Here is a 19,934-nt window from a genome sequence, read left to right on the forward strand (position 1 = left end):
CGAGACCCCCTCCTGCTGGCGTCAGCAGGAGGGGGTCTCGGCGAGGTGCGGGGGTCTCGGCGCGGTGGGCGACCGGGCAGCTCCAGGCAGCTCCAGGCAGCTCCCGGGGAGGTCCGCGTCAGACCGCGGCGGCCTCGTCACGCTTCGGCAGCACCCAACCCGCACGCGGGAAGTGGCAGGTGTATCCGTTCGGGTACTTGACCAGGTAGTCCTGGTGCTCCTCCTCAGCCTGCCAGAACGGACCGGCGGGCTCGATCGTGGTGACGGCCTTCGCCGGCCACAGACCCGAGGCGTCGACGTCGGCGATCGTGTCGCGTGCGACCGTCTCCTGCTCAGGGGTGAGCGGGAAGATCGCGGAACGGTAGCTCGACCCGATGTCGTTGCCCTGACGGTTCAGCGTCGACGGATCATGGATCTGGAAGAAGAACGCGAGGATGTCGCGGTACGTCGTCTTCGCCGGATCGAACACGATCTCCACGGCCTCCGCGTGACCGGGGTGGTTGCGGTAGGTGGCATGGTCGTTCGAGCCGCCGGTGTAGCCGACCCGGGTGTCGAGGACTCCCGGCTGGCGGCGGATCAGGTCTTCCATGCCCCAGAAGCAGCCGCCGGCGAGGACGGCCGTCTCGGTCCCGGGCGTGCGGGTGATGGTTCCGGTGTCGGTCATGACTGCTCCTCAGAAGAATCGGTGGTGGGGTGTGCGAAGAGGGGACTGTAGCGACCGTACCCCTCCTCTTCCAGCCTGTCAGCCGGGATGAAGCGCAAGGCCGCCGAGTTCATGCAGTAGCGCAGGCCGCCCTCGGCGCGGGGACCGTCGTCGAACACGTGCCCGAGGTGGCTGTCGGCGCCCGCCGAACGTGCCTCGGTGCGCGTCATCCACAGCGAGCGGTCGGTCCGCGTGGTCACCGCATCCGCATCGATCGGCTTGGTGAAGCTCGGCCATCCGGTGCCGCTGTCGAACTTGTCGGTGGACGAGAACAGAGGCTCGCCCGAGACGACGTCGACGTAGATGCCGTCGTCGTGGTTGTTCCAGTACGCGTTGCGGAACGGAGGCTCGGTCGCGTCCTGCTGGGTCACCTCGTATTGCAGGGGGCTGAGGCCGCTGACGGCCTCGGGGGTCTTGCCGTAGTCGTTCGACATGATCTGACTCCTTGTCCGACGTCGCTGGCTGCGGCGTCATAGAGGAGAACCGACGAGCGGCCCGTTTTGGTCCCGCAGCCCTGGGAACGGGCTGTGAGTTTCGGGCGTATCGATAGAGTTGCCTCCGCACCGCAACCTCTCGAGGGGAACCGCCCATGTCCGTTGGACTGCTCGCCGTCGTCGACGACATCCTGAGCGCGGCGATGAAGGCGTCGGCCAAGGCAGCCGGCGTCGTGATCGACGACGCCGCGGTCACCCCGCAGTACGTGCAAGGTCTCACACCGGCCAGGGAGTTGCCCGTCGTCGGCAAGATCGCTCTCGGGTCGCTGGCGAACAAATTCCTGATCATCATCCCGGCGGCGCTCCTGCTGACCGCGTTCGCGCCGTGGGTGCTGCCGTATCTGCTGATCCTCGGCGGGGCGTACCTGTGCTTCGAGGGCGCCGAGAAGGTGCTCGAATGGTTCGGGGTGCAGCACGGTCACGCCGATGAGGGCGCCCGCGACGAGAAGAAGCTGGTGCTCGGCGCCGTGCGCACCGACCTGATCCTCTCGACCGAGATCATGCTCATCTCTCTCGCGAGCCTCGACAAGGGGCTCGACATCTGGGCGACGCTGGCGATCCTCGCCGTGATCGCCCTCCTGATGACGGGCGTCGTCTATGGCGCGGTCGCACTGCTCGTGAAGATCGACGACATCGGCCTGAAGATGGCGAAGAACCCGGTGCAGCGCGTGCGTCACACCGGCACCAGGATCGTGCGTTCCATGCCCGCGGTGTTCCGCTTCATCAGCGTGCTGGGCACGGTCGCGATGCTCTGGGTCGGCGGTCACCTCGTGCTGGTGAACCTCGGCGAGGTGGGCTGGCACTTCCCGGTCGACGTGCTGCACGGGATCGAGCATGCGCTGGAGCCGTTCGGCGGTTTCGTGGTCTGGGTGGTCGAGACGATCGTGTCGGCCATCGCCGGCCTCGCGCTCGGGCTGGTGATCGTCGGGATCGTCCTGGGCATCGCCCGGCTCTTCGGCAAGACTCCCAACTTCCACGAGGGCGAGGCCTCCCCCGCCGACCTGCACGTCTGAGCGGTACTCCGGCATCGCCGTTGCCGTATCCTCGACGCCATGTCCGCCTCCCCGCACCCGCCGAAGCCCGGCAACGCGTCGCGCGGTGCCGACCGTTGGTTCCGCGAGCAGGGCCTCCCGACGTTCGTCCCGCTGCGCCGCTGGTTCACGGATCTGCCCCGACGCGTGGCGCCGCTGATCGCCTGGGTCGCCGTGGCTGCGTACCTCTTCCAGGACGGGATCGAGCTCGTGATCGAGTTCGCCATCGATGACGAGTACCCCGAGGTGGCCGCTTTCATGCTGCTCGTCGCACTGGTGATCTTCATGCTGGCGGCGGGTCTCGCCTGGGCCGCCTATTTCCTCGTGCGCGCCCTGTTGCGCCGCCTCCCGGTCGGCATCGGCACCGCGGCCGCACTCGTCGTGATCGCCGGGTGCCTCGCCTTCACGATCGTGACCGGCTACAGCGAACAGCCGGACGCCTCGGTCGGCCCCATCCTCCGCACGCTCCTGGTGCTCGGCCTCTGCATCCTGGTGACCGGCATGGGCGGCGGTGCCATGATCTCCTGGGCCTCCCGCCTCGCGGTGCGCAACGCATCGGCGATCGGCCACATGGCTTCGATCGCGCTGCCGGTGATCCTCATGCTCGTCGTGTTCTCCTTCTTCTCCGTCGAGGTGTGGCAGATGGCCTCGGCGATGTCCTGGGGATCGATCGCGCTGCTCACCCTCGTCGTCGCGGTGCTGGCGGGTATCGTCGTGCTGCGGGTCGCCGCCTCGGAGATCGAGGACGACGCGCAGACACCGTCGGACGAACAGCGCACGGCCCTCCTCATCGGCACGCCCGCCGAAGGACGCCCGGTCGCCCCCGGCGCTCCGCGAAGGCTGCGCGCGCCGCAGCGCATCAACATCCTGCTCGCCCTGACCGTCGCACAACTGGTGCAGGCGCTGTTCTTCGCCGGACTACTCGCCGCCCTGCTGATCGTCATCGGTGCGATCACCGTTCCCCCCGGGCTCGTCGGCCTCTGGCTCGGGCCCGGCAGCGCCACACAGCCGATGACGGTCCAGCCTCTCGAGTTCTTCGGGGCGACGCTGCCGCTCACCGTCAACCTCCTCAAGGTGGCGACGATCCTCGCGGTGATCGCGGCCCTCCCGTTCGTCTTCTCCGCCGTCAGCGAGACTCGCTACCGCGAGCGATTCTTCGACCCGATCATGGTCGACATGCGCCGCGCGATCCTCGTGCGCGATGCGATCGACACGACACCGTCGCGCTGACGGGCGTAACTGTTCGGTTGCGACGCATCCGTGGTCCTCGCATCCTGCTAGCGTCGGCGATGCGCCCCGAAGCGCCGACGCAGCATGCGCACCCGAAGCGCAGAAGAAGAGAGACCGCCCGCCGATGACAGCCGTGCGAATCAGGGATGCCGAGACCGCCGATCTCGAGACGATCACCGCGATCCACAACCACGCCGTGGTGCACACCACCGCGATCTGGAACGAAGAGGCGGTGGACCTCGAAGACCGCGCCGCCTGGCTCGCCGACCGCACCGCGCACGGCTATCCGGTCCTGGTCGCCGTCGACGATTCCGGCGTGCTGGGCTATGCGTCCTACGCGCAGTGGCGACCGCACAGCGGCTATCGGCTCACCGTCGAGCACTCGGTCTACGTTCTCGGTGGTCAGCACGGTCGCGGCATCGGCACCGCCCTGATGGCCGCACTCGTCGAACGCGCCAGAGCTGCGGGGATGCACGTGATGATCGCGGGAATCGAGAGTGCGAACGCCGCATCCATCGCCCTGCACGAACGGCTGGGCTTCGTCGAAGTCGGACGGATGCCGCAGGTCGGCGCCAAGTTCGGGCGCTGGCTCGATCTGAGCATGCTCCAGCTCGTCCTCGACGATCGCCCCGATCCTGACGCAGGACCCTGACGATGAACCTGCTGCAGTGGTTCGTCGAGGCGTTCAACTCCCAGTGGGTGTTGCCGGGTGGGCAGACGCTCCTCGTCCGCGAGGTCGTGGGCAACGCCTTCGGCCTCGCGAGCGCCCTCGGCGGCATGCGCCGCAAGGTGTGGGCCTGGCCGGTCGGCATCATCGGCAACCTGCTCCTGCTCACGGTCTTCCTGGGCTCCGCCCTGAGCCCTGACCCCTCGCTGCCGCACCTGCTGGGGCAGGCCGGACGGCAGATCATGTTCATCGCCGTGGCCGTCTACGGCTGGATCCGCTGGCGGAATCTCGACGGCGGCCGCGTGGTGCCGCGCTGGGCGCCGACGAGCGCGCGCATCGGCATGGTCCTGGTGATGATCATCGGCACCGTCGCCCTGACCCCGCTGTTCCGGTTGCTCGGATCGTGGGAGCCGGTCTGGGCCGATGCCTGGACCTTCGTCGGTTCCCTGCTCGCCACCTACGGCATGGCCAAGGGCTGGACCGAGTTCTGGCTGGTCTGGATCGCCGTCGACGTGGTCGGGGTACCACTGCTGTTCAGCTCCGGCTACTACGCGACCGGCTTCATGTACGTGTTCTACGGCGTCTTCACCGCGATCGGCTTCGTGATCTGGTGGCGGGCTCAGCGCACCGCCGCGCATCCGATCGAGATCCTGCCGCCCGACCCGAGTCCTCGACGGCCGGAGGACGAGCTCGCCTAAGTGCTTCGTCGAGCACCCCGCGGAGTCACGGACGAACGGCGTTCGGCTCCCTGTCGCCGTCGCGCGGGCGCTTCCATCGGTCGGCAAGTGCCGCGAGCCACGCGCCGCCGATGCCCAGGACGATCACTGCGGCGATCTTCGCCAGCGTGAACGATCCGGAGGTGACCGAACTGTCGATGAGCGCCCTGCTGATGATCGGGGGGATGAAGACGACCAGCATCACGGCGTAGGTGGCAAAGCTCCGTGCGCGCACGATGAGCCACCCTCCGAGGCCGACCAGCAGACTGACCAACCCTTGATCGAGCAGGAAGACCCACAGACCGGCAGGTTCGACGACGTTCCCGACTCCGCGTTCGATCCCGATCGTCGCCCAGAGGAAGAGGACCACGCAGGTGAGCGTGACGGCCGCCAGCCGGCGTGCCGAGGAGGTCGGGAAGATCCAGAACGCGGTGACGAAGAGGCCGAGCGTGAGCAGGAACTCGAAGAGGTCGACAGCAGGGATGTCGGTGCCGAGGACACCGGCATAGTTCGTCGCTTGCACGAAGGCGCTGTAGTCGGTGGAGACGCTGAGATAGCCGGCGAACAGCACCCCCACGAGGGCGGCCCCGTAGCGCGCGTTCGCGTCGAACTCCAGAACTGCGGGCATGGCTCGACCATAGCGAAACCCTTGCGGTCACGCCCGGAGATGGAGTGGAATCGATCAACGAGATGTAAGGAGTCGGCCCCATGACGCCCTCGCCCGACGACGTGAGCGCCGCCGCAGAGTCGGTGAGACCTTCGCGGCGTGACTTCTTCCGTCGCGCGGGGATCGGTATCGCGGGTGCAGCGATGGGCGCATCCGCTGGCGCCGCCGTCACTGCGGCAGCGACCGCGAATCCACCGGAGTTCTCGCCGCTGCCGCTGCGATCCGCTCCAGGTTTCGATCACGTCGTCGTGATCATGTTCGAGAACCGCAGCTTCGACAACATGCTCGGACACCTGTACAGCAGCGAGGAGAAGACCCGCGCCGAGTTCGACGGGATCCCGCAGGGCTCTTACTCGAACGAGGGCCTGGACGGGGAAGACGTCGCCGCCCACCTCTACGAGGGGTCCACCGATGCGATCATGCAGTCCCCCCAACCAGACCCGGGTGAGCATTACCCGCACGTGAACACGCAACTCTTCGGCATCGTCGACCCCGAATCAAATGCGGACATCCGCGCGAACGGCCTGATTCCGCCGTTCAACACGCCCCCCGTCGGCGCTCTCGCCACGAATAGCGGTTTCGTACGGGACTACTGCATCAACTTCGAGAATGAGAAGGGCCGTCGCCCTCGCCCGGACGAGTATGCCGTGGTCATGGGCGGGTTCAGCCCCGCGATGATGCCCGTCCTCTCGACACTTGCTCGAGAGTTCGCCGTCTACGATGCGTGGCACGCGGCGGTGCCCTCGCAGACGTTCTGCAATCGGCTCTTCTTCCATGCATCGACATCGCACGGCTACGTCACGAATCACGGCGGCGATGGATACGAGAAGTGGCTCGACGGCCCCCCTGCCCCGACGATCTTCAATCGGATGCAGGATGCAGGGATACCCTGGCGCGTCTACTACGACAGATCGCAGCTCGTGTCCCTCACGGGCCTGTTGCATGCACCGGTTCTGCAGCCCTATTGGAAGACGAACTTTCGCGACATGGAGCAGTTCCACGAGGACGTGCGCAACGGTGATCTGCCGGCATACAGCTTCATCGAACCCCGCATGGTCTTCAACCACAACGACATGCATCCACCGTGGGGCGAGACGGTCCGCGAGAGTGAAGTCGACGAGGCCGGCGAGAAGGTGCCGGTGTACAACAGCGCTCTTTCCGATGTCAGAGCTGGCGATCGGCTCCTGCAGGAGATCTATGACTCGATTCGGACGAGCGCTTCCGAGAACGGCTCCAACGCGCTGAACACCGCGCTGGTGGTCACTTTCGATGAGCACGGGGGAACTTTCGATCACGTGCCACCACCGGGTGCGACGCCCCCGGACCGAACAGGGCCAGGCGAGATGGGGTTCGGCTTCGATCGGCTCGGGCTGCGCGTGCCGGCGCTCGTGGTCAGTGCGTACACGGCGGCGGGAACGGTGATCCATGACGAGATGCACCACGGATCGATCATCAACACCCTCTGCCGCCAGCATGGTCTGCCACCGCTGACGATGCGCGATCAGACCGCGAATCCCATCTTCAACGCGATCAACCTGACCGAGCCGCGGCAGCCGTATACGTGGCCCGCACCGAAGGCTCTGTATGCCGGGCGAAACCCCGAAGAAGATGATGCGATGGCAGCCGCGACAACACACAAGCACCGCCCGCTGACCGCTCCCGCGATCGGGCTGTCGGGTCTGTTGCTGGCTCGCTATAGCCCTGGAGCGAAAGCTCCGTCGACCTACGCAGAGGCGTACCGCGACATCAACAGGTTCGGGAAGGGCCTTTTCGGCGTCGGCGACTGAGGTCGGTCAGCGCCGCCTGAGAGGGACGAATGTCCACGCGATTCCCTCCGATCACGGATGGGACGTCAGCGGAAGAATCTGTTCGCGCGAGCCGTGTAGAGCAGGACGATCCCGACCAGAGCGAGCACGACGGTGATGAGCGAGCCGACCAGGACGTTCGCGTCCTGATGGACGACCGCCTGGAGCACCGCGCCGACGATACTGAGGACAAGAGACACGGTGACGATCACCCGAGCGATGTTCCGTCCCCCGAACAACCCGAAGCTCACGAGAAGTGTGACGAACCCGATCACCAGCGCGAACCACGTCGAGGGGATCGAGACAGAGGATACGGCGAGCACCCCCGCGAGGAGGAGGATGCTGAGAACGATCTGGAGCACCGCGGAGATCCATGCGAGGACAGCGACGAAGGTCACTCCGCCGGGACGCGAAATGTCAGCCATGATCTCCTACTCTCCGAGTTCTTTGAGGAAGTCTTTGAGACCGAGACCACCGATGTTCTGAGCCTCGAATTCGAGGACGTTCCCTGTGGTGTCATCGGTGAGTTCGATCACCTTCACCGTGCCGCTCTGGCGCGTGTGGACGGTCAAGTCGGCGCGGTCGATATGTGCAACGAGGGCGAGGTCCTTCCATCCGCCGACGACTCCTGTGCGACGTCGGCCGAGCACATACAGCCTGGTCGGCGAAACGGCCAGGACGATCGACGGGTAGCTGCCCATCGACGCACTGTGGGCGCGCTGCGCGAGCATGCCGCCCGCCACACCCCACGCCGTTTGGTTATCGCCACCGAAGCCGACTCCCAGTGCGGCCCCGATCACTCCTGACTTCGTGGACCCCCGTGGCATCACCACGGCGACATCGATCACCTCATCGTCGGCGAGAACTACTTGCACGCCTTCGCGAGCGTGTTCTTCTCTGGACATGTCCACCTCTCTCCGGTCGTGTTTCAGGACAATACTGATAAACACGGCAGGTGTCGATAGCCTGAGAGAAATAGTGCGCATCGATCTCGTCTGTCGACGAGATACCGTGCTACGACGGCCGGAAGGACGCCACCTCGGCGAACAGCGAAGAGAGACGTTCGCTGTGCGTCTCGATCCCCGCAGCAACAGCGGCGACAGCATCCCGTCCCGACTGCGTCGACTCGAGGACGACGGCGCGCCTGTCCCCGGGGATGGATCCCCGGGATCGCCGGATGAATCCCTTCGCGAGAAGTTGATCCGCGATGTAGGACCTTCCCGCGGGTGTCACCTCGAGCGCAGGTCCCAGGGCAGAGAGCCGGACACCACCTGGCGTGGAAGCGATCAGGACGAGCCCGGCGCGTTGCCTCGCCGCGAGCCTACCCTTCATCGCAGCCGCCGGCATGTGGTGGACGAGCGCAGCGCCCGCTTCGCACACGCGCCTGAGCAGGTCGAGAACATCTGTCGACGCGGCCTTCTCGATCCCCGCTGCCGGTGGACCGAGTCCGCTACTGATGCTCCGGGCAATCGATCCGCTGTCACGGAAGAGCTCAGTGATCTGCGCTCGGAGCTCGTCAGATCTCGTTTGTCCGTGCGCCGTCAGAAACACTTCGATCACACGCGCATCCCGAACCGAGCGTCGCGTACCGATCACTCCGTCCGCTTGCAGCCTGAGCACCAGTCGCGACACTTTTCGTCGACCGAGTCCGCTGGTTTCCGCAAGCCTCCGCGTGGTGACGACGCGCTCCGCAGACAGCGTGATGATCGCGAGCATCTCCTCGATCTCCGCCCATCGCGTCCCGAACACCCCGTCGATGGTTCGTGTGATCTGGTCGTTGAATTGCCCCAGAAGCTGCATAGCCTGAGCGCGCGCCGCCGCGTCCACCGTCGACCGCCCTTCCCCATTCATCCCATCGTTCGTCGGTTGCTCCGCACCGACCGCGTCTGACCGCCGTCGGGGTCGGACGTGAGCCACAGCGACCTGCGAGCCTTTTCCCGTACCTTCGGACAAGCCGCGAGCGCGGGCGGTGCGACTGCAGAGTATTCTCCCATCGCCGCCGGTCCGATCCTCGTCTGATCAGCGGGGCGAGGATGGCGCGTCAGTGCCGCACGCGAGCGAGGAACTCCGCAGTCGCGGCCTCCTGCGGGGCGTCGAACACCTGCGACGGCGGCCCCTGCTCGACGACGACGCCGTGCTCGAGGAACACGATGCGGTCGGCGACCTCGCGGGCGAACGACATCTCGTGCGTCGCCATCACGATCGTCGCCCCCTGACGCTTCAGCTCCCGCACCAGGTCGAGCACCTCACCCACCAGCTGCGGGTCGAGCGCACTCGTGATCTCGTCGAGCAACAGCACCTCGGGCTGCGTGAGCACCGCGCGCACGATCGCCACCCGCTGCTGCTGGCCACCGGAGAGCCGGTCGGGGTATTCGTCGGCCTTGGCACCGAGTCCGAGCGTCTCCAGGAGCGCGCGCGCCTTGGCACGGGCTTCCGCCTTGCGCATGCCGTGCACCCGGACGGCGGCGAGCGTGACGTTGTCGAGCACGGTCAAGTGCGGGAAGAGGTTGAAGTGCTGGAAGACGACACCGATCCGCGCCCGCACCCCGTCGGCGTCCACGCGCGGGTCGGTGATGTCCTCGCCGACGAGGAAGATCTGGCCGTCGTCGATGTTCTCGATGAGGTTCATCGTCTTGAGCAGGGTGGACTTGCCGGAGCCGGATGCGCCGATCAGAACGACCACCTCGTGTGTGCCCACCGACAGGTCGATGCCGCGCAGCACGTCATGATCGCCGAAGCGCTTGCGCACACCCCTGGCCTCGATCACCGGGACACTCATACGACTCCTCCGGCCTGCTCGCGCTTGTTCATCCGAGCGGTCACGATGTCGGTCAGGCGGATCATGGGCCAACTGAGGATGATGAACATGAGCCCTGCGACGAGGTAGGGCGTGTAGTTGTAGGTCTCGGCGACCATCAGCTGGGCGGCGCGGACGGCGTCGACGGCACCGAGGACCGAGATCAGACCCACGTCCTTCTGCATCGACACGAAGTCGTTCATCAGCGCCGGGACGACCTTGCGGACGCCCTGCGGGATCACGACGATGCGGAGGGTCTGCCCGTGCGTCAGCCCGAGCGATCGTGCGGCGATGCGCTGAGAGGGGTGCACCGCCTCCATCCCTGCGCGGAGCACCTCCGCGACATACGCCGAGTAGGTGAGGACCAGGGCGATCGTGCCCCAGAACATCGCGGGCATGCGCGGGAAGATCATCAGTGCCGGGATGCCGAAGCCGACCAGGTACAGCACGATCAGCAGCGGGATGCCGCGGAAGAAGTCGGTGTACGCGGCGGCGAGCGCGCGCAGCGGGAAGAACACCGGTCCGCGCAACGAGCGCATCGTCGCCAGGAGGGTGCCGAAGATCGCGACGCAGACCACCGCGATCGCGAGCACCAGGAGGTTGACGAGCAGGCCCTGGAAGATCGGCCCGATGCTCTCCAGTGCGACCTGCGGGTCGAAGAACGTCTGACTGACGACCGCCCAGCCGGGGGTGTTGACCACGACGAGGAGCAGCACCGTCACGAGGACGATGCTGCTGAGGAGCGCGATCAGGACGGAACGCGTGGTCGCCCGTCGCCGCAGAACGCGGCGTGACAGCTCGAGTTCGCTCGGCTGCCACTCCGCGTCGACGGAGGTCGAGGTCATTTCAGGACGGGGACGTCGACGGCGTCGCTGAGCCACTTCTGCTGCAGCTCGTCGAGCGTGCCGTTCTCGCGCAGGGCGTCGACCGCCTCGGTGACATCCGCCGTGAGTGCGGATCCCTTGGGCAGCACGATGCCGAAGTCGTCGCCGCCGTTCGCGTCGGCGAACTGGCCGGTGACGACACCGTCGTCGAGCTGAGCGCCCACGACGTAGAAGGCGCCGGGGAGGTCGGTGATCATCGCGTCGATCTGGCCGCCCTTGAGCGCGAGCACGACGTCGTCGACCGAGTTGAAGACGCTGAGGTTCGCCTCGCCGAGCTGCTCCTTGGCCACCGTGTAGCTGGTGGTGCCGCTCGCGACGCCGACCGTCGTGGCCTTGAGCTCGTCGATGGTCGTCGCGGAGGCCGCGGGCGAACCGCCGACCGCGACGACCGCCTGCGTGGTCGTGTAGTACGGCGAGGAGAAGTCCACGGCCTTCTTGCGGTCGTCCGTGATGGAGAACTGCTGGAGGTTGATGTCCCAGTCCTTCGGACCCGGAGCGATGGCGCCGTCGAAGGTCGTGCGGACCCAGACGATGTCATCCGCCGCGAAGCCGAGCTGCTCGGCCACAGCGTTCGCGACCGCGCCCTCGAAGCCCTCACCGTTGGAGGGGTCGTCGTCGACGAACCACGGCTCGTAGTTCGGCTCTCCGGTGGCGATCGTGAGCTTGCCCTCGGTCACGGTCTGCAGACCGGAGTCGCCACCGTCGCCGGTGTCGGCGGACGGAGAGGCACAGGCGGCGAGAGTGACGGCGAGGACGGTGGCAGCAGCGGCGGCTGCGGCACGGCGGAGGGAGGGAGCGAAGGGCACGATGACTCCAGTGCGAGGAAGGGTGAGGAGGAAGCTGCGAGGCAGGACGGGTCTGCCCTTACAGAGTAGGCGATGCGGCGAGTCGCCAATCCGCGAAATCGAAACCTGGGGACACGAAACACGAGACGAGGACTTCCTCGGCACCCAGGGGACGCGCTGCCTGCCAGACGCCGGCGGGCACCAGTACCTGCGCCGCGTCGTCGGGACCGAGCACGATCGCGGTGGCTTCGCCCGGCTCTGCCGCATCTCCGCCGAGACGGAGCTCGAGTCGGCCGGGACCGTGCCACAGCCACAGCTCGTCGCTGGTAACGACGTGCCATTCACTGCGCTCGGAAGGCCGCAGCAGGTAGTGGATGCACGTCGCCGCGGGTCGCGGGCCGTTCGGGGTCTCGACCGGAAGCGGACTCGTCCACGTGCGGCGGAACCATCCGCCCTCGGGATGCGGCGCGAGGTCGAGGCGCTCGGCGGTCGTGGGGCGCTGTGTCACGCGACACCTCCGGGTTCGGATGCGGGTACGGTCACGGGGCGACCGCCGGACGGTCGAAGCTGTCGATCGCGTAGCGGACCTCGCCCGACACCACGGTCGCGGCGGTGCGGCCGGCGCCGTGGTCGACGAGTTCCGCGACGGCATCCGGTCCGGCCGGCACGTCGAAGAAGGTGAGGTCGGCGAGCGCACCCACGGCGAGGTAGCCGGTGCGGTCCGGGCCGACGTCGATGCCCATCGCGTGGGCGCCGCCGAGGGTGGCCGCGCCGAGCAGGCGTGCAGGGAGATCACGGTCGGTGTATCCCTGCGACCGGGCGATGCGGGCGAGTTCGGCCACATCGGCGAGCACGTCGAGCGAGGGGCTCGACGACAGCGAGTCGGTCCCCACCGCGATCGGGCTACCCTCACGCAGGTACGCGGCGATCGGGGGCTCCTCGAGTCCGATGACGGCATTGGACCTCGGGCACAGGGCCACCGTCGTGCGGCGCTCGCGCAGGATCGCACGATCCCTGGCGCTCATGTACACACCGTGCGCGATGTGGCAGTCGGGTCCGAGCACGCCGAGCTGGTCGACGAACTCGGTCGCGCTGGTGCCGAATCCGGCCTTGCGCAGCTCCTGGAAGCTGGCGAGCCCGGCGGTGTGCCACGCCTGCGGATGCTCGTGCGCGAACTCTCTCTCGAATGCGGCCTCACCCAGATGGATGTGGATGCGCCCGCCGCGCTCGCGCACGATGTCGGGGATCTCCAGGAGCGGCTCGATGTCCAGTGAGTACGGGGCGTGTGGCGACAGGCCGGTCCCGGGCGGGGTCGGCAGCGCGTCCAGCGCCTGCTCGACCTGCGCACGTCCGGTGCGCGCCCAGTCGGCATTGGTCCAGCTCATCACCTCCCAGTAGGTGATCCCATGCAGCCCCGCGTCGTGCAGAGCGGTCGCCGCCGACCGGTCGGTCACCACGTCGGCGAGCGCCGTCGTGCCGGCACGCAATGCCTGCTGCGCTCCCTCAGCGGCATCGACGGCCCAGTCGCGTCCGCCTTCGTACACGGGGTCGAACGCGCGCACCCAGTCTTCGAAGCCGTCGTACTGCCCGCTTCCGACCGAGGCCATGCCGGTGTACTGCAGATGGGTGTGCGCGTTCACGAGGCCGGGGGTCAGGACACCCGGCCAGTGCACCTCGTCGGCGTCGATGCCGCGCTCCGCGAGGGAATGCAGCACCCAGGCGCGCTCCCCCACGTGCATGATCCGGCCTTCCCGCACAGCGACCGCCCCATCGACGATCGGCGGCGCGGTGATCGGCACCACGAGTCCTGCTGAATAGACCGTGACGGCACTCATGCGGACTCTCCTCGGAACCGTGGCGAGCGCCACTCCCGCTGCGCTTGGACCTGCGCCGGGCTGCGCTGGTCGATGCGCTCACCACGGGCTGCGAGTGCAGCGGCTCCGATCGTGGTGTCGGCCTCGGACGCGAGTGGATGCACCCCGGGCGGCAGGTCATGCGCGAGCAGGTGCCCGACGGCGAAGAGCTGCACCGAGAACGACAGATCCATGATCTCGATGGGGTTGCCCTCACCGGCGGACAGGTTCACACAGCCTGCCCGGGCGATCACGAGTGCTCCGTCAACGGCGCGTTCGACGGCACTCGAGGCCCGGCCGTTCTCCCCCGTGTACGGTCGCAGCATGGCAGGGTCGAGGTCGACCTCGTGCGGAACCCCCCCGGCGACCGCGACGATCGCCGCAGCGCGCAGCACCTCGGCGTCGATCGTGTGCGGGGCCCCGGTGGCCGAGACGACGAGCGCGCCCGGAGCGAGGTCGCGCAGGCGGCCGATACGGAATCCGTCGTGGGCGGCGCGCAACGCGCGGACGGGGTCGGTCTCGGTGACGGCGACGTCGACCCCGAGGGCGCGCAGGTGCGCCGCGACGCCTTCGCCGACGGGGCCGTAGCCGACGACGACGGCCGGCTGGTCGCGGAGGTCGATCCCGACGGCGTCCAGCGCATCGGCGATCGCGAACACGCACGACTGACCGGTGCCGTACCGGTTGTCGAAGGAGGTCTTGGTCAGGGCATCGTTGACCGCGATGACCGGGATCTCGAGCACTCCTTCGCTCTCCATGAGCCGCAGGGGGGTGAGTCCGCTCGTGGTCTCCTCCGCCGCTCCTCGCAGGTCGGCGGCGAAGCCTTCCTCGTGCGCCAGGCGGATCAGGTGCGAGCCGTCGTCGAGCAGCAGGTCGAAGCCGCGGCGCAGGAAGGCCACGGCGGCAGCGCGTTCGGCGGCACCCGAAAGGGCCGGGTCTCCGTCGACCGGGATCCCGCGCCTGCGCAGCACATCGGCGACCTCGACGTCGATCTCGTCGGGGTGGGCGTAGACGGCCACCGTGGCTCCGGCGTCCCGTAGCAGCAGGGCGAGCTGGGCGGTCTTCGGCTCGAGCACCATCGAGATGCCGATCCGGAGGCTTCTCACCGTGCCGGCGTCGCGCAGGCGCGTGGCGAGAGCAGTGGCGACCGACATGTGCCGTCCGGCCGCGTCCACGCGGTCCTCGGCGGTCTCCCGTGCCGGCAGGGGCCGGCCGTCGAACAGGATTTCGCAGGGTTCCCCCGGCGCGAAGGTGACGCCGCCGTCTCCGAGGCGCGCACCGAGGGCGGGGAGGAGGGATCGCAGCGCATCGGCCACCGGACCCGCCCCGACGACCGAGAAGTCCCGACCGGACACGAGCAGGTTGGTCTCACGGGCGAATCGGCGCACCAGACGCTGGGCGGTCGAGATGTCGTCGGTCACCAGTCAAGGGTAGAGCCCGCGGAGGAGAGCGCATGCCAGAGGGGCCGGTCCTGCGGACCGGAATGTGTCCGTGCGTGTCGGACGCCCTGGATTCGCACACGCCGTTCGCCTTTCATGGGTGCATGACACGTCAGATCCGCTTCAACGCCTTCGACATGAACTGCGTCGCCCACCAGTCGTCCGGGCTGTGGCGGCATCCCGACGACCGGTCGCGGCAGTACAACACCCTCTCGTACTGGACCGACCTCGCGAAGCTCTTGGAGAGCGCGACGTTCGACGGCATCTTCATCGCAGACGTGCTCGGGACCTACGACGTCTACGGCGGCACGAACGAGGCCGCGATCCGCAACGGCGCCCAGGTGCCGGTGAACGACCCGATCCTGCTGGTGAGCGCGATGGCCGCCGTCACCGAGAACCTGGGATTCGGCATCACCGCCGGCACCGCCTTCGAGCACCCCTACCCCTTCGCGCGCCGGCTGAGCACACTCGACCACCTCACACAGGGCCGCGTGGGGTGGAACGTCGTGACCGGATACCTGCCCAGCGCCGCGCGGAACATGGGCCAGGAGGACCAGCTCGCGCACGACGACCGCTACGACCATGCGGACGAGTACGTCGAGGTGCTCTACAAGCTCTGGGAGGGGTCGTGGGAGGACGACGCGGTGATCGAGGACCGCGAGCGCGGCATCTTCACCGACCCGGCCAAGGTGCACCCGATCGGGCATGACGGCAAGCACTTCAGCGTGCCGGGCATCCACATCTCCGAGCCGTCACCGCAGCGCACGCCGGTGATCTACCAGGCCGGCGCCAGTCCGCGCGGAGTGAAGTTCGCGGCCGAGAACGCCGAGGCCATCTTCGTCGCCGCCCCCTCGAAGGAGGTGCTCGCCGGCACCGTGAAGCGCATCCGCGATGCCCTCGAAGCGGCGGGCCGCGACCGGTACGACGCCCGCATCTACACGTTGCTCACCGTGATCACCGCCGCCACCGGCGAAGAGGCGACCGCGAAGCACGCCGAGTACCTCTCCTACGCGAGCCCCGAGGGTGCGCTCACGTTCATGTCGGGATGGATGGGCGTGGACCTGTCGCAGTACGCCGAGGACGAGCCGGTCGGGAACGTCGAGTCCAACGCGATCCAGTCGGTGCTGCAGCACCTGAAGGAGGAGGCCGACCTCGGCCGCGAATGGACCGTCGGGGACTTCGGGCGACACAACGCGATCGGCGGCCTCGGCCCCACGATCGTCGGGTCCGGCGTCGAGATCGCCGACGAACTGCAGTCCTGGGTGGACGAGACCGACATCGACGGCTTCAACCTCGCCTACGCGGTCACCCCCGGCACGTGGCAGGACATCATCGAGCACGTGATCCCGGTGCTGCGCGAACGCGGCGCCTACCCGGAGGAGTACGCGCCGGGCACCCTCCGCAACAAGCTGCACGGTCGCGGCGACCGGGTGCAGGACACGCACCGTGCCGCGAAGTACCGGGTCGGGGAGTTCGCCCGGGCCTGACGCGGAGGCTCACGGGCAGGAGTGCGTCAGTCGTCGCTGCGGCTGAAGATCCCGCGGAGCACGAGGAAGACCACCACGGCGACGACCGCGACGATCGCGAGCTTGAAGATGAACGCGAGGACCGAGAACAACGCGCTCACGATCCACCACGCGATCACGACGGCGAGGATGACGCCGAGGATGGTCCAGATGTTCTTCGTCATGTCTCCAGCCTACGGAGTCGAACCTGGGCGGACGAGCAGGTCGTGCAGGTGCCCCGCAGCGGCGAGGAGCGCGACGCTGCGTCGGGTGCTCTCCTAATCCTTTCGAATCGCGCAACTGGTCGCATCTGGCGCCGAAATCGAACCATTTGCGCGATTCGAAAGGATCAGGGAAGGCCGCTTCAGCCGCGATTCAGCGTCGACGGGCCACACTGGAGGAATGCGGATCCTGGTGGTGGACGACGAGGTGCGTCTGGCCGAGGGTGTGCGCCGTGGCCTGGAGGCCGAGGGGTTCGCCGTCGACGTCGCGCACAACGGTGTCGACGGGCTCTGGCGTGCGCGGGAGACCCGGTACGACGCGATCGTGCTCGACCTCATGATGCCGGGTATGAGCGGGTGGAAGGTGTGCGAGGCGCTACGCGCCGAAGAGAACTGGACGCCCGTCCTGATGCTCACCGCGAAGGACGGCGAGTGGGATCAGGTCGAAGCGCTCGAGACCGGGGCCGACGACTACGTCACCAAGCCGTTCTCCTTCGCGATCCTCGTCGCACGCCTGCGCGCCCTCGTCCGGCGCGGTGCCGTCGCGCGCCCGGCGATCCTCGAGGCCGGGGACCTGCGCCTCGACCCCGCCGCGCATCGTGTCTGGCGAGGCGACACCCCGGTGGCACTGACTGCGCGGGAGTTCTCCGTGCTCGAATACCTCCTGCGTCACCGCGGCCAGGTGCTGTCGAAACGTGCCCTCATCGAGGGGGTCTGGGATGACGACTTCGACGGGGACCCGAACATCGTCGAGGTGTACGTGGGGCATCTGCGCCGCAAGCTCGACAAACCGTTCGGACGCGAGGCGATCGAGACCATCCGCGGTGCGGGGTACCGGTTGGCGGCCGACGGTGGCTAGCCGCAGTTGGCGCTCCGTGCGCGGCAGGACCACGCTCGGAGCCACGGTGGTCGTGGCCGTCGCCCTACTCATCGGCTCCTTCTCCTTTTACGGTGTCCTGCGCAGCAGCATGCACGAGAACACCGTGCGCGCCGCGGAGCAGCGTCTCGAGCAGCTCTCCGACCGTACGGGCGGACCGGGCGGCCGGGGCATCGACGCTCTCGACGATGAGATCCTGCAGCTCATCGGACCGGATGGCTCCGTCCGCGCCGCGAGCGAGGACGCCCGCGAGAAGCTGGGCTCCACACCGCTTCCCCTCGACGATGACCCGCAGACGACGACGGTCGACGGTGACCCGGTGCTCGTCGTCTCGGAAGAGCTCGACGATGACCGGACGCTCGTGCTCGCCGTCGCGATCGACGACGACGCCGAGACCCTCGCGACGGTGGCGACCTTGCTGGCGATCGCCGTCCCCCTCCTGCTGCTGCTCGTCGCGGTGACCACGTGGCTCGTCGTCGGTCGCGCGCTGCGTCCGGTCGAACGCATCCGTGAAGAAGTGGACGGCATCACCGCCGAGCGCCTCCACCAGCGCGTGCCGGTGCCCGAGACGGCCGATGAGATCGCGGCACTCGCGACGACCATGAACGGCATGCTCGATCGCCTCGATGCCGCCGCCACCGCACAACGACGCTTCGTGTCCGATGCTTCCCATGAGCTGCGTTCGCCGCTCGCGACCATCCGCCAGCACGCCGAGCTCGCGCAAGCCCACCCGGAGGTGACGAGCATCGGCGAACTGGCCGAGGTGGTGTCGGAGGAGGGACTCCGGCTGCAGGGCATCGTCGAGTCACTGCTGCTCCTGGCGCGTCTCGACGAGGGGGCGAGCACACGCGGCGAAGCGGTCGACCTCGATGACATCGCGCTGGGCGAGGTGCGCCGATTGCGCGCGGCGGGACTCGACGTCGACGGCTCGGGGATCGCCGCGGCCCGGGTGCACGCGGACCCCCGTCTCCTGGGCCAACTGGTGCGGAACCTCGCGGACAACGCCGTCCGCCACAGTCGCGGCCGAGTCGCCATCGGTGTCGTCCCCGCGGACGGGCACGTGTTCGTGATGGTCGAAGACGATGGCGCCGGGGTCCCCCTCGAGGAGCGGGAGCGGATCTTCGAACGTTTCGTCCGGCTCGACGAAGCGCGCAGCCGAGACGCCGGCGGGAGCGGTCTGGGGCTTGCGATCGCCCGCGGCATCGCCGTCTCCGCCGGTGGGACGCTGATGGTCGACGACTCGCGCTGGAGCGGCGCCCGCTTCGTGCTCGCACTGCCCGTCGCGCCCTGAACGCCCGGGGTGGTCGATCCTGAAGAGGTCTTCAGGTCGCTTCAGGATGGCTTCAGCGACTCCGGGGGACCATCGGGTCATGGATGACAAGACCCCCACCCCCGACCAGACACCCGAGAGCACCCCGGATGCGCAGACCGTTCCGGTGTCCCCGGCTCCGGAGTCCGCCGCTCCGACCGTCGGCGACGGGCAGCACCCGACGTTCCCCGCAGCCGATCCGGTCGCCGCTCCGGCGACATCCGCTCCCAGGTCGGGCCGCACACGCGCACTGCTCATCGGGGGCGGCATCGCGGCAGCCGTCGTCCTCGCAGGCGGCGGTATCGCCGTCGGCGCCGCGATCAGTGATGAGTTCGACGACGATCACCGCCCCTCGATCTCCGACGACCGTCGCCACGATGACAGCCACCACGACGACGGTCGCCATGAGGAGCACCGCGGCGAGCGCGACGACGCACGGATGAACGACCGGGGTCCCGCGACCGGTATCGGCGCGTCTTCGGCCGATGAGCTGATCGACGTCGCGGATGCCGCGCGCGGCGCCGCCGAGGGCGAGGTCACATCGATCGACGCGAAGCGCGACGGGACCTGGGAGGTGCAGTTGACGGCCTCCGACGGCAGTGAGAGCGAGGTGCGAGTCACCGAAGACCTCGCCGCATCCGTCATCGCGACCGACGCCGCGGACGGCGACGACACCGGGCCCACGCTCACTCTCGACGACGCCACCATCCGCGCCCTCGTCGCCGCAGCCTTCGAGGAGGCCGAGGGCACGATCACGGATCTCGACGTCGATGGGGATGACACCAGCCCCTATGACGCCTCGGTCCTCACCTCCGACAATCGCTCGGTCGACATCGACTTCAGCGCCGACTTCGCGGTCGTCGGGACCGACCTCGACTGATCGAGCCCCCTTCGAATCGCGCACATGGCTTCATCCGGTGCCCACATCGAGCCGTGTGCGCGATTCGAACG

Annotated in this window: 22 protein-coding genes; 9 read left to right on the plus strand and 13 right to left on the minus strand. The window is 68.1% G+C overall.

The window, feature by feature from the left end:
- Positions 1-118 precede the first annotated feature (118 nt).
- Together msrA and msrB are read right to left on the minus strand one after the other, a co-directional pair.
- Positions 119-664, minus strand: coding sequence for a peptide-methionine (S)-S-oxide reductase MsrA (msrA, locus tag L978_RS09805; protein WP_047522878.1), 546 nt, complete (start codon positions 662-664; stop codon positions 119-121).
- Positions 661-1,137, minus strand: a complete 477-nt coding sequence (gene msrB, locus L978_RS09810; RefSeq protein ID WP_047522879.1) for a peptide-methionine (R)-S-oxide reductase MsrB — start codon at positions 1,135-1,137, stop codon at positions 661-663. Before msrB ends, msrA begins: the two co-directional genes overlap by 4 nt.
- 155 nt (positions 1,138-1,292) lie before the next feature.
- On the opposite strand from msrB, the gene L978_RS09815 reads away from it, so the two are divergent.
- From L978_RS09815 to pnuC, 4 genes are all read left to right on the plus strand, one after another.
- Entirely contained in the window at positions 1,293-2,210 is a 918-nt protein-coding gene (locus tag L978_RS09815) for a DUF808 domain-containing protein (RefSeq protein ID WP_047522880.1), read from the plus strand.
- Between the two features lie 39 nt (positions 2,211-2,249).
- The gene (locus tag L978_RS09820) at positions 2,250-3,458 is read left to right on the plus strand and encodes a hypothetical protein (RefSeq protein ID WP_047522881.1); all 1,209 of its coding nucleotides are present in this window, start codon (positions 2,250-2,252) and stop codon (positions 3,456-3,458) included.
- A gap of 124 nt (positions 3,459-3,582) precedes the next feature.
- Complete coding sequence (locus L978_RS09825; protein ID WP_047522882.1) at positions 3,583-4,110, plus strand: GNAT family N-acetyltransferase; 528 nt, start codon at positions 3,583-3,585, stop codon at positions 4,108-4,110.
- Positions 4,111-4,112: 2 nt separating this feature from the next.
- Entirely contained in the window at positions 4,113-4,823 is a 711-nt protein-coding gene (gene pnuC, locus L978_RS09830; protein WP_047522883.1) for a nicotinamide riboside transporter PnuC, read from the plus strand.
- A gap of 25 nt (positions 4,824-4,848) precedes the next feature.
- On the opposite strand, the gene L978_RS09835 is transcribed toward pnuC, so the two are convergent.
- Complete coding sequence (locus tag L978_RS09835; RefSeq protein ID WP_047522884.1) at positions 4,849-5,469, minus strand: hypothetical protein; 621 nt, start codon at positions 5,467-5,469, stop codon at positions 4,849-4,851.
- Between the two features lie 80 nt (positions 5,470-5,549).
- On the opposite strand from L978_RS09835, the gene L978_RS09840 reads away from it, so the two are divergent.
- Complete coding sequence (locus L978_RS09840) at positions 5,550-7,295, plus strand: alkaline phosphatase family protein (RefSeq protein WP_052193526.1); 1,746 nt, start codon at positions 5,550-5,552, stop codon at positions 7,293-7,295.
- Positions 7,296-7,360: 65 nt separating this feature from the next.
- On the opposite strand, the gene L978_RS09845 is transcribed toward L978_RS09840, so the two are convergent.
- The 9 genes from L978_RS09845 to L978_RS09885 form a co-directional block, all read right to left on the minus strand.
- Positions 7,361-7,738 carry a hypothetical protein gene (locus tag L978_RS09845; RefSeq protein ID WP_047522885.1) on the minus strand — a complete coding sequence of 126 codons (378 nt, stop codon included), beginning with the start codon at positions 7,736-7,738 and terminating at the stop codon, positions 7,361-7,363.
- Between the two features lie 6 nt (positions 7,739-7,744).
- Positions 7,745-8,218: a hypothetical protein gene (locus L978_RS09850; RefSeq protein ID WP_156118270.1), complete on the minus strand. Its 474-nt coding sequence runs from the start codon at positions 8,216-8,218 to the stop codon at positions 7,745-7,747.
- Between the two features lie 109 nt (positions 8,219-8,327).
- On the minus strand, positions 8,328-9,113 hold the full coding sequence (locus tag L978_RS09855) for a MarR family transcriptional regulator (protein ID WP_156118271.1): 786 nt from the start codon (positions 9,111-9,113) through the stop codon (positions 8,328-8,330).
- 241 nt (positions 9,114-9,354) lie between these two features.
- Positions 9,355-10,092 (minus strand): amino acid ABC transporter ATP-binding protein, encoded by a 738-nt coding sequence (locus L978_RS09860; RefSeq protein ID WP_047522888.1) that lies wholly within the window; start codon positions 10,090-10,092, stop codon positions 9,355-9,357.
- The gene (locus L978_RS09865) at positions 10,089-10,955 is read right to left on the minus strand and encodes an amino acid ABC transporter permease (protein ID WP_047522889.1); all 867 of its coding nucleotides are present in this window, start codon (positions 10,953-10,955) and stop codon (positions 10,089-10,091) included. The genes L978_RS09860 and L978_RS09865 overlap by 4 nt, the downstream gene beginning before the upstream one ends.
- A complete protein-coding gene (locus L978_RS09870; RefSeq protein WP_047522890.1) occupies positions 10,952-11,800 on the minus strand; it encodes an ABC transporter substrate-binding protein in 849 nt (282 codons plus the stop codon). Before L978_RS09870 ends, L978_RS09865 begins: the two co-directional genes overlap by 4 nt.
- Before the next feature lie 58 nt (positions 11,801-11,858).
- Positions 11,859-12,287, minus strand: a complete 429-nt coding sequence (locus L978_RS09875; RefSeq protein WP_047522891.1) for a cupin domain-containing protein — start codon at positions 12,285-12,287, stop codon at positions 11,859-11,861.
- A gap of 31 nt (positions 12,288-12,318) precedes the next feature.
- Positions 12,319-13,614, minus strand: a complete 1,296-nt coding sequence (locus L978_RS09880; protein ID WP_047522892.1) for an amidohydrolase family protein — start codon at positions 13,612-13,614, stop codon at positions 12,319-12,321.
- Positions 13,611-15,053, minus strand: coding sequence for an adenosylhomocysteinase (locus L978_RS09885; protein ID WP_052193528.1), 1,443 nt, complete (start codon positions 15,051-15,053; stop codon positions 13,611-13,613). Before L978_RS09885 ends, L978_RS09880 begins: the two co-directional genes overlap by 4 nt.
- 122 nt (positions 15,054-15,175) lie before the next feature.
- Here L978_RS09885 and L978_RS09890 point away from each other — a divergent pair, with 122 nt between their 5' ends.
- Entirely contained in the window at positions 15,176-16,558 is a 1,383-nt protein-coding gene (locus L978_RS09890) for an LLM class flavin-dependent oxidoreductase (protein WP_047522893.1), read from the plus strand.
- Between the two features lie 26 nt (positions 16,559-16,584).
- Here L978_RS09890 and L978_RS18925 read toward each other — a convergent pair whose 3' ends face one another.
- Positions 16,585-16,761: a hypothetical protein gene (locus L978_RS18925; protein ID WP_047522894.1), complete on the minus strand. Its 177-nt coding sequence runs from the start codon at positions 16,759-16,761 to the stop codon at positions 16,585-16,587.
- Between the two features lie 217 nt (positions 16,762-16,978).
- Here L978_RS18925 and L978_RS09900 point away from each other — a divergent pair, with 217 nt between their 5' ends.
- The 3 genes from L978_RS09900 to L978_RS09910 all read left to right on the plus strand — a co-directional run bounded on the left by L978_RS09900 (position 16,979) and on the right by L978_RS09910 (position 19,863).
- On the plus strand, positions 16,979-17,656 hold the full coding sequence (locus L978_RS09900) for a response regulator transcription factor (RefSeq protein ID WP_047522895.1): 678 nt from the start codon (positions 16,979-16,981) through the stop codon (positions 17,654-17,656).
- The gene (locus tag L978_RS09905) at positions 17,649-18,965 is read left to right on the plus strand and encodes a sensor histidine kinase (protein WP_047522911.1); all 1,317 of its coding nucleotides are present in this window, start codon (positions 17,649-17,651) and stop codon (positions 18,963-18,965) included. The genes L978_RS09900 and L978_RS09905 overlap by 8 nt, the downstream gene beginning before the upstream one ends.
- A gap of 79 nt (positions 18,966-19,044) precedes the next feature.
- Positions 19,045-19,863 carry a hypothetical protein gene (locus L978_RS09910; protein ID WP_047522896.1) on the plus strand — a complete coding sequence of 273 codons (819 nt, stop codon included), beginning with the start codon at positions 19,045-19,047 and terminating at the stop codon, positions 19,861-19,863.
- Positions 19,864-19,934: the final 71 nt, after the last annotated feature.

Origin of the sequence: Microbacterium sp. ZOR0019, from assembly GCF_000800925.1 — a bacterium.
Taxonomy (GTDB): domain Bacteria; phylum Actinomycetota; class Actinomycetes; order Actinomycetales; family Microbacteriaceae; genus Microbacterium; species Microbacterium aurugineum.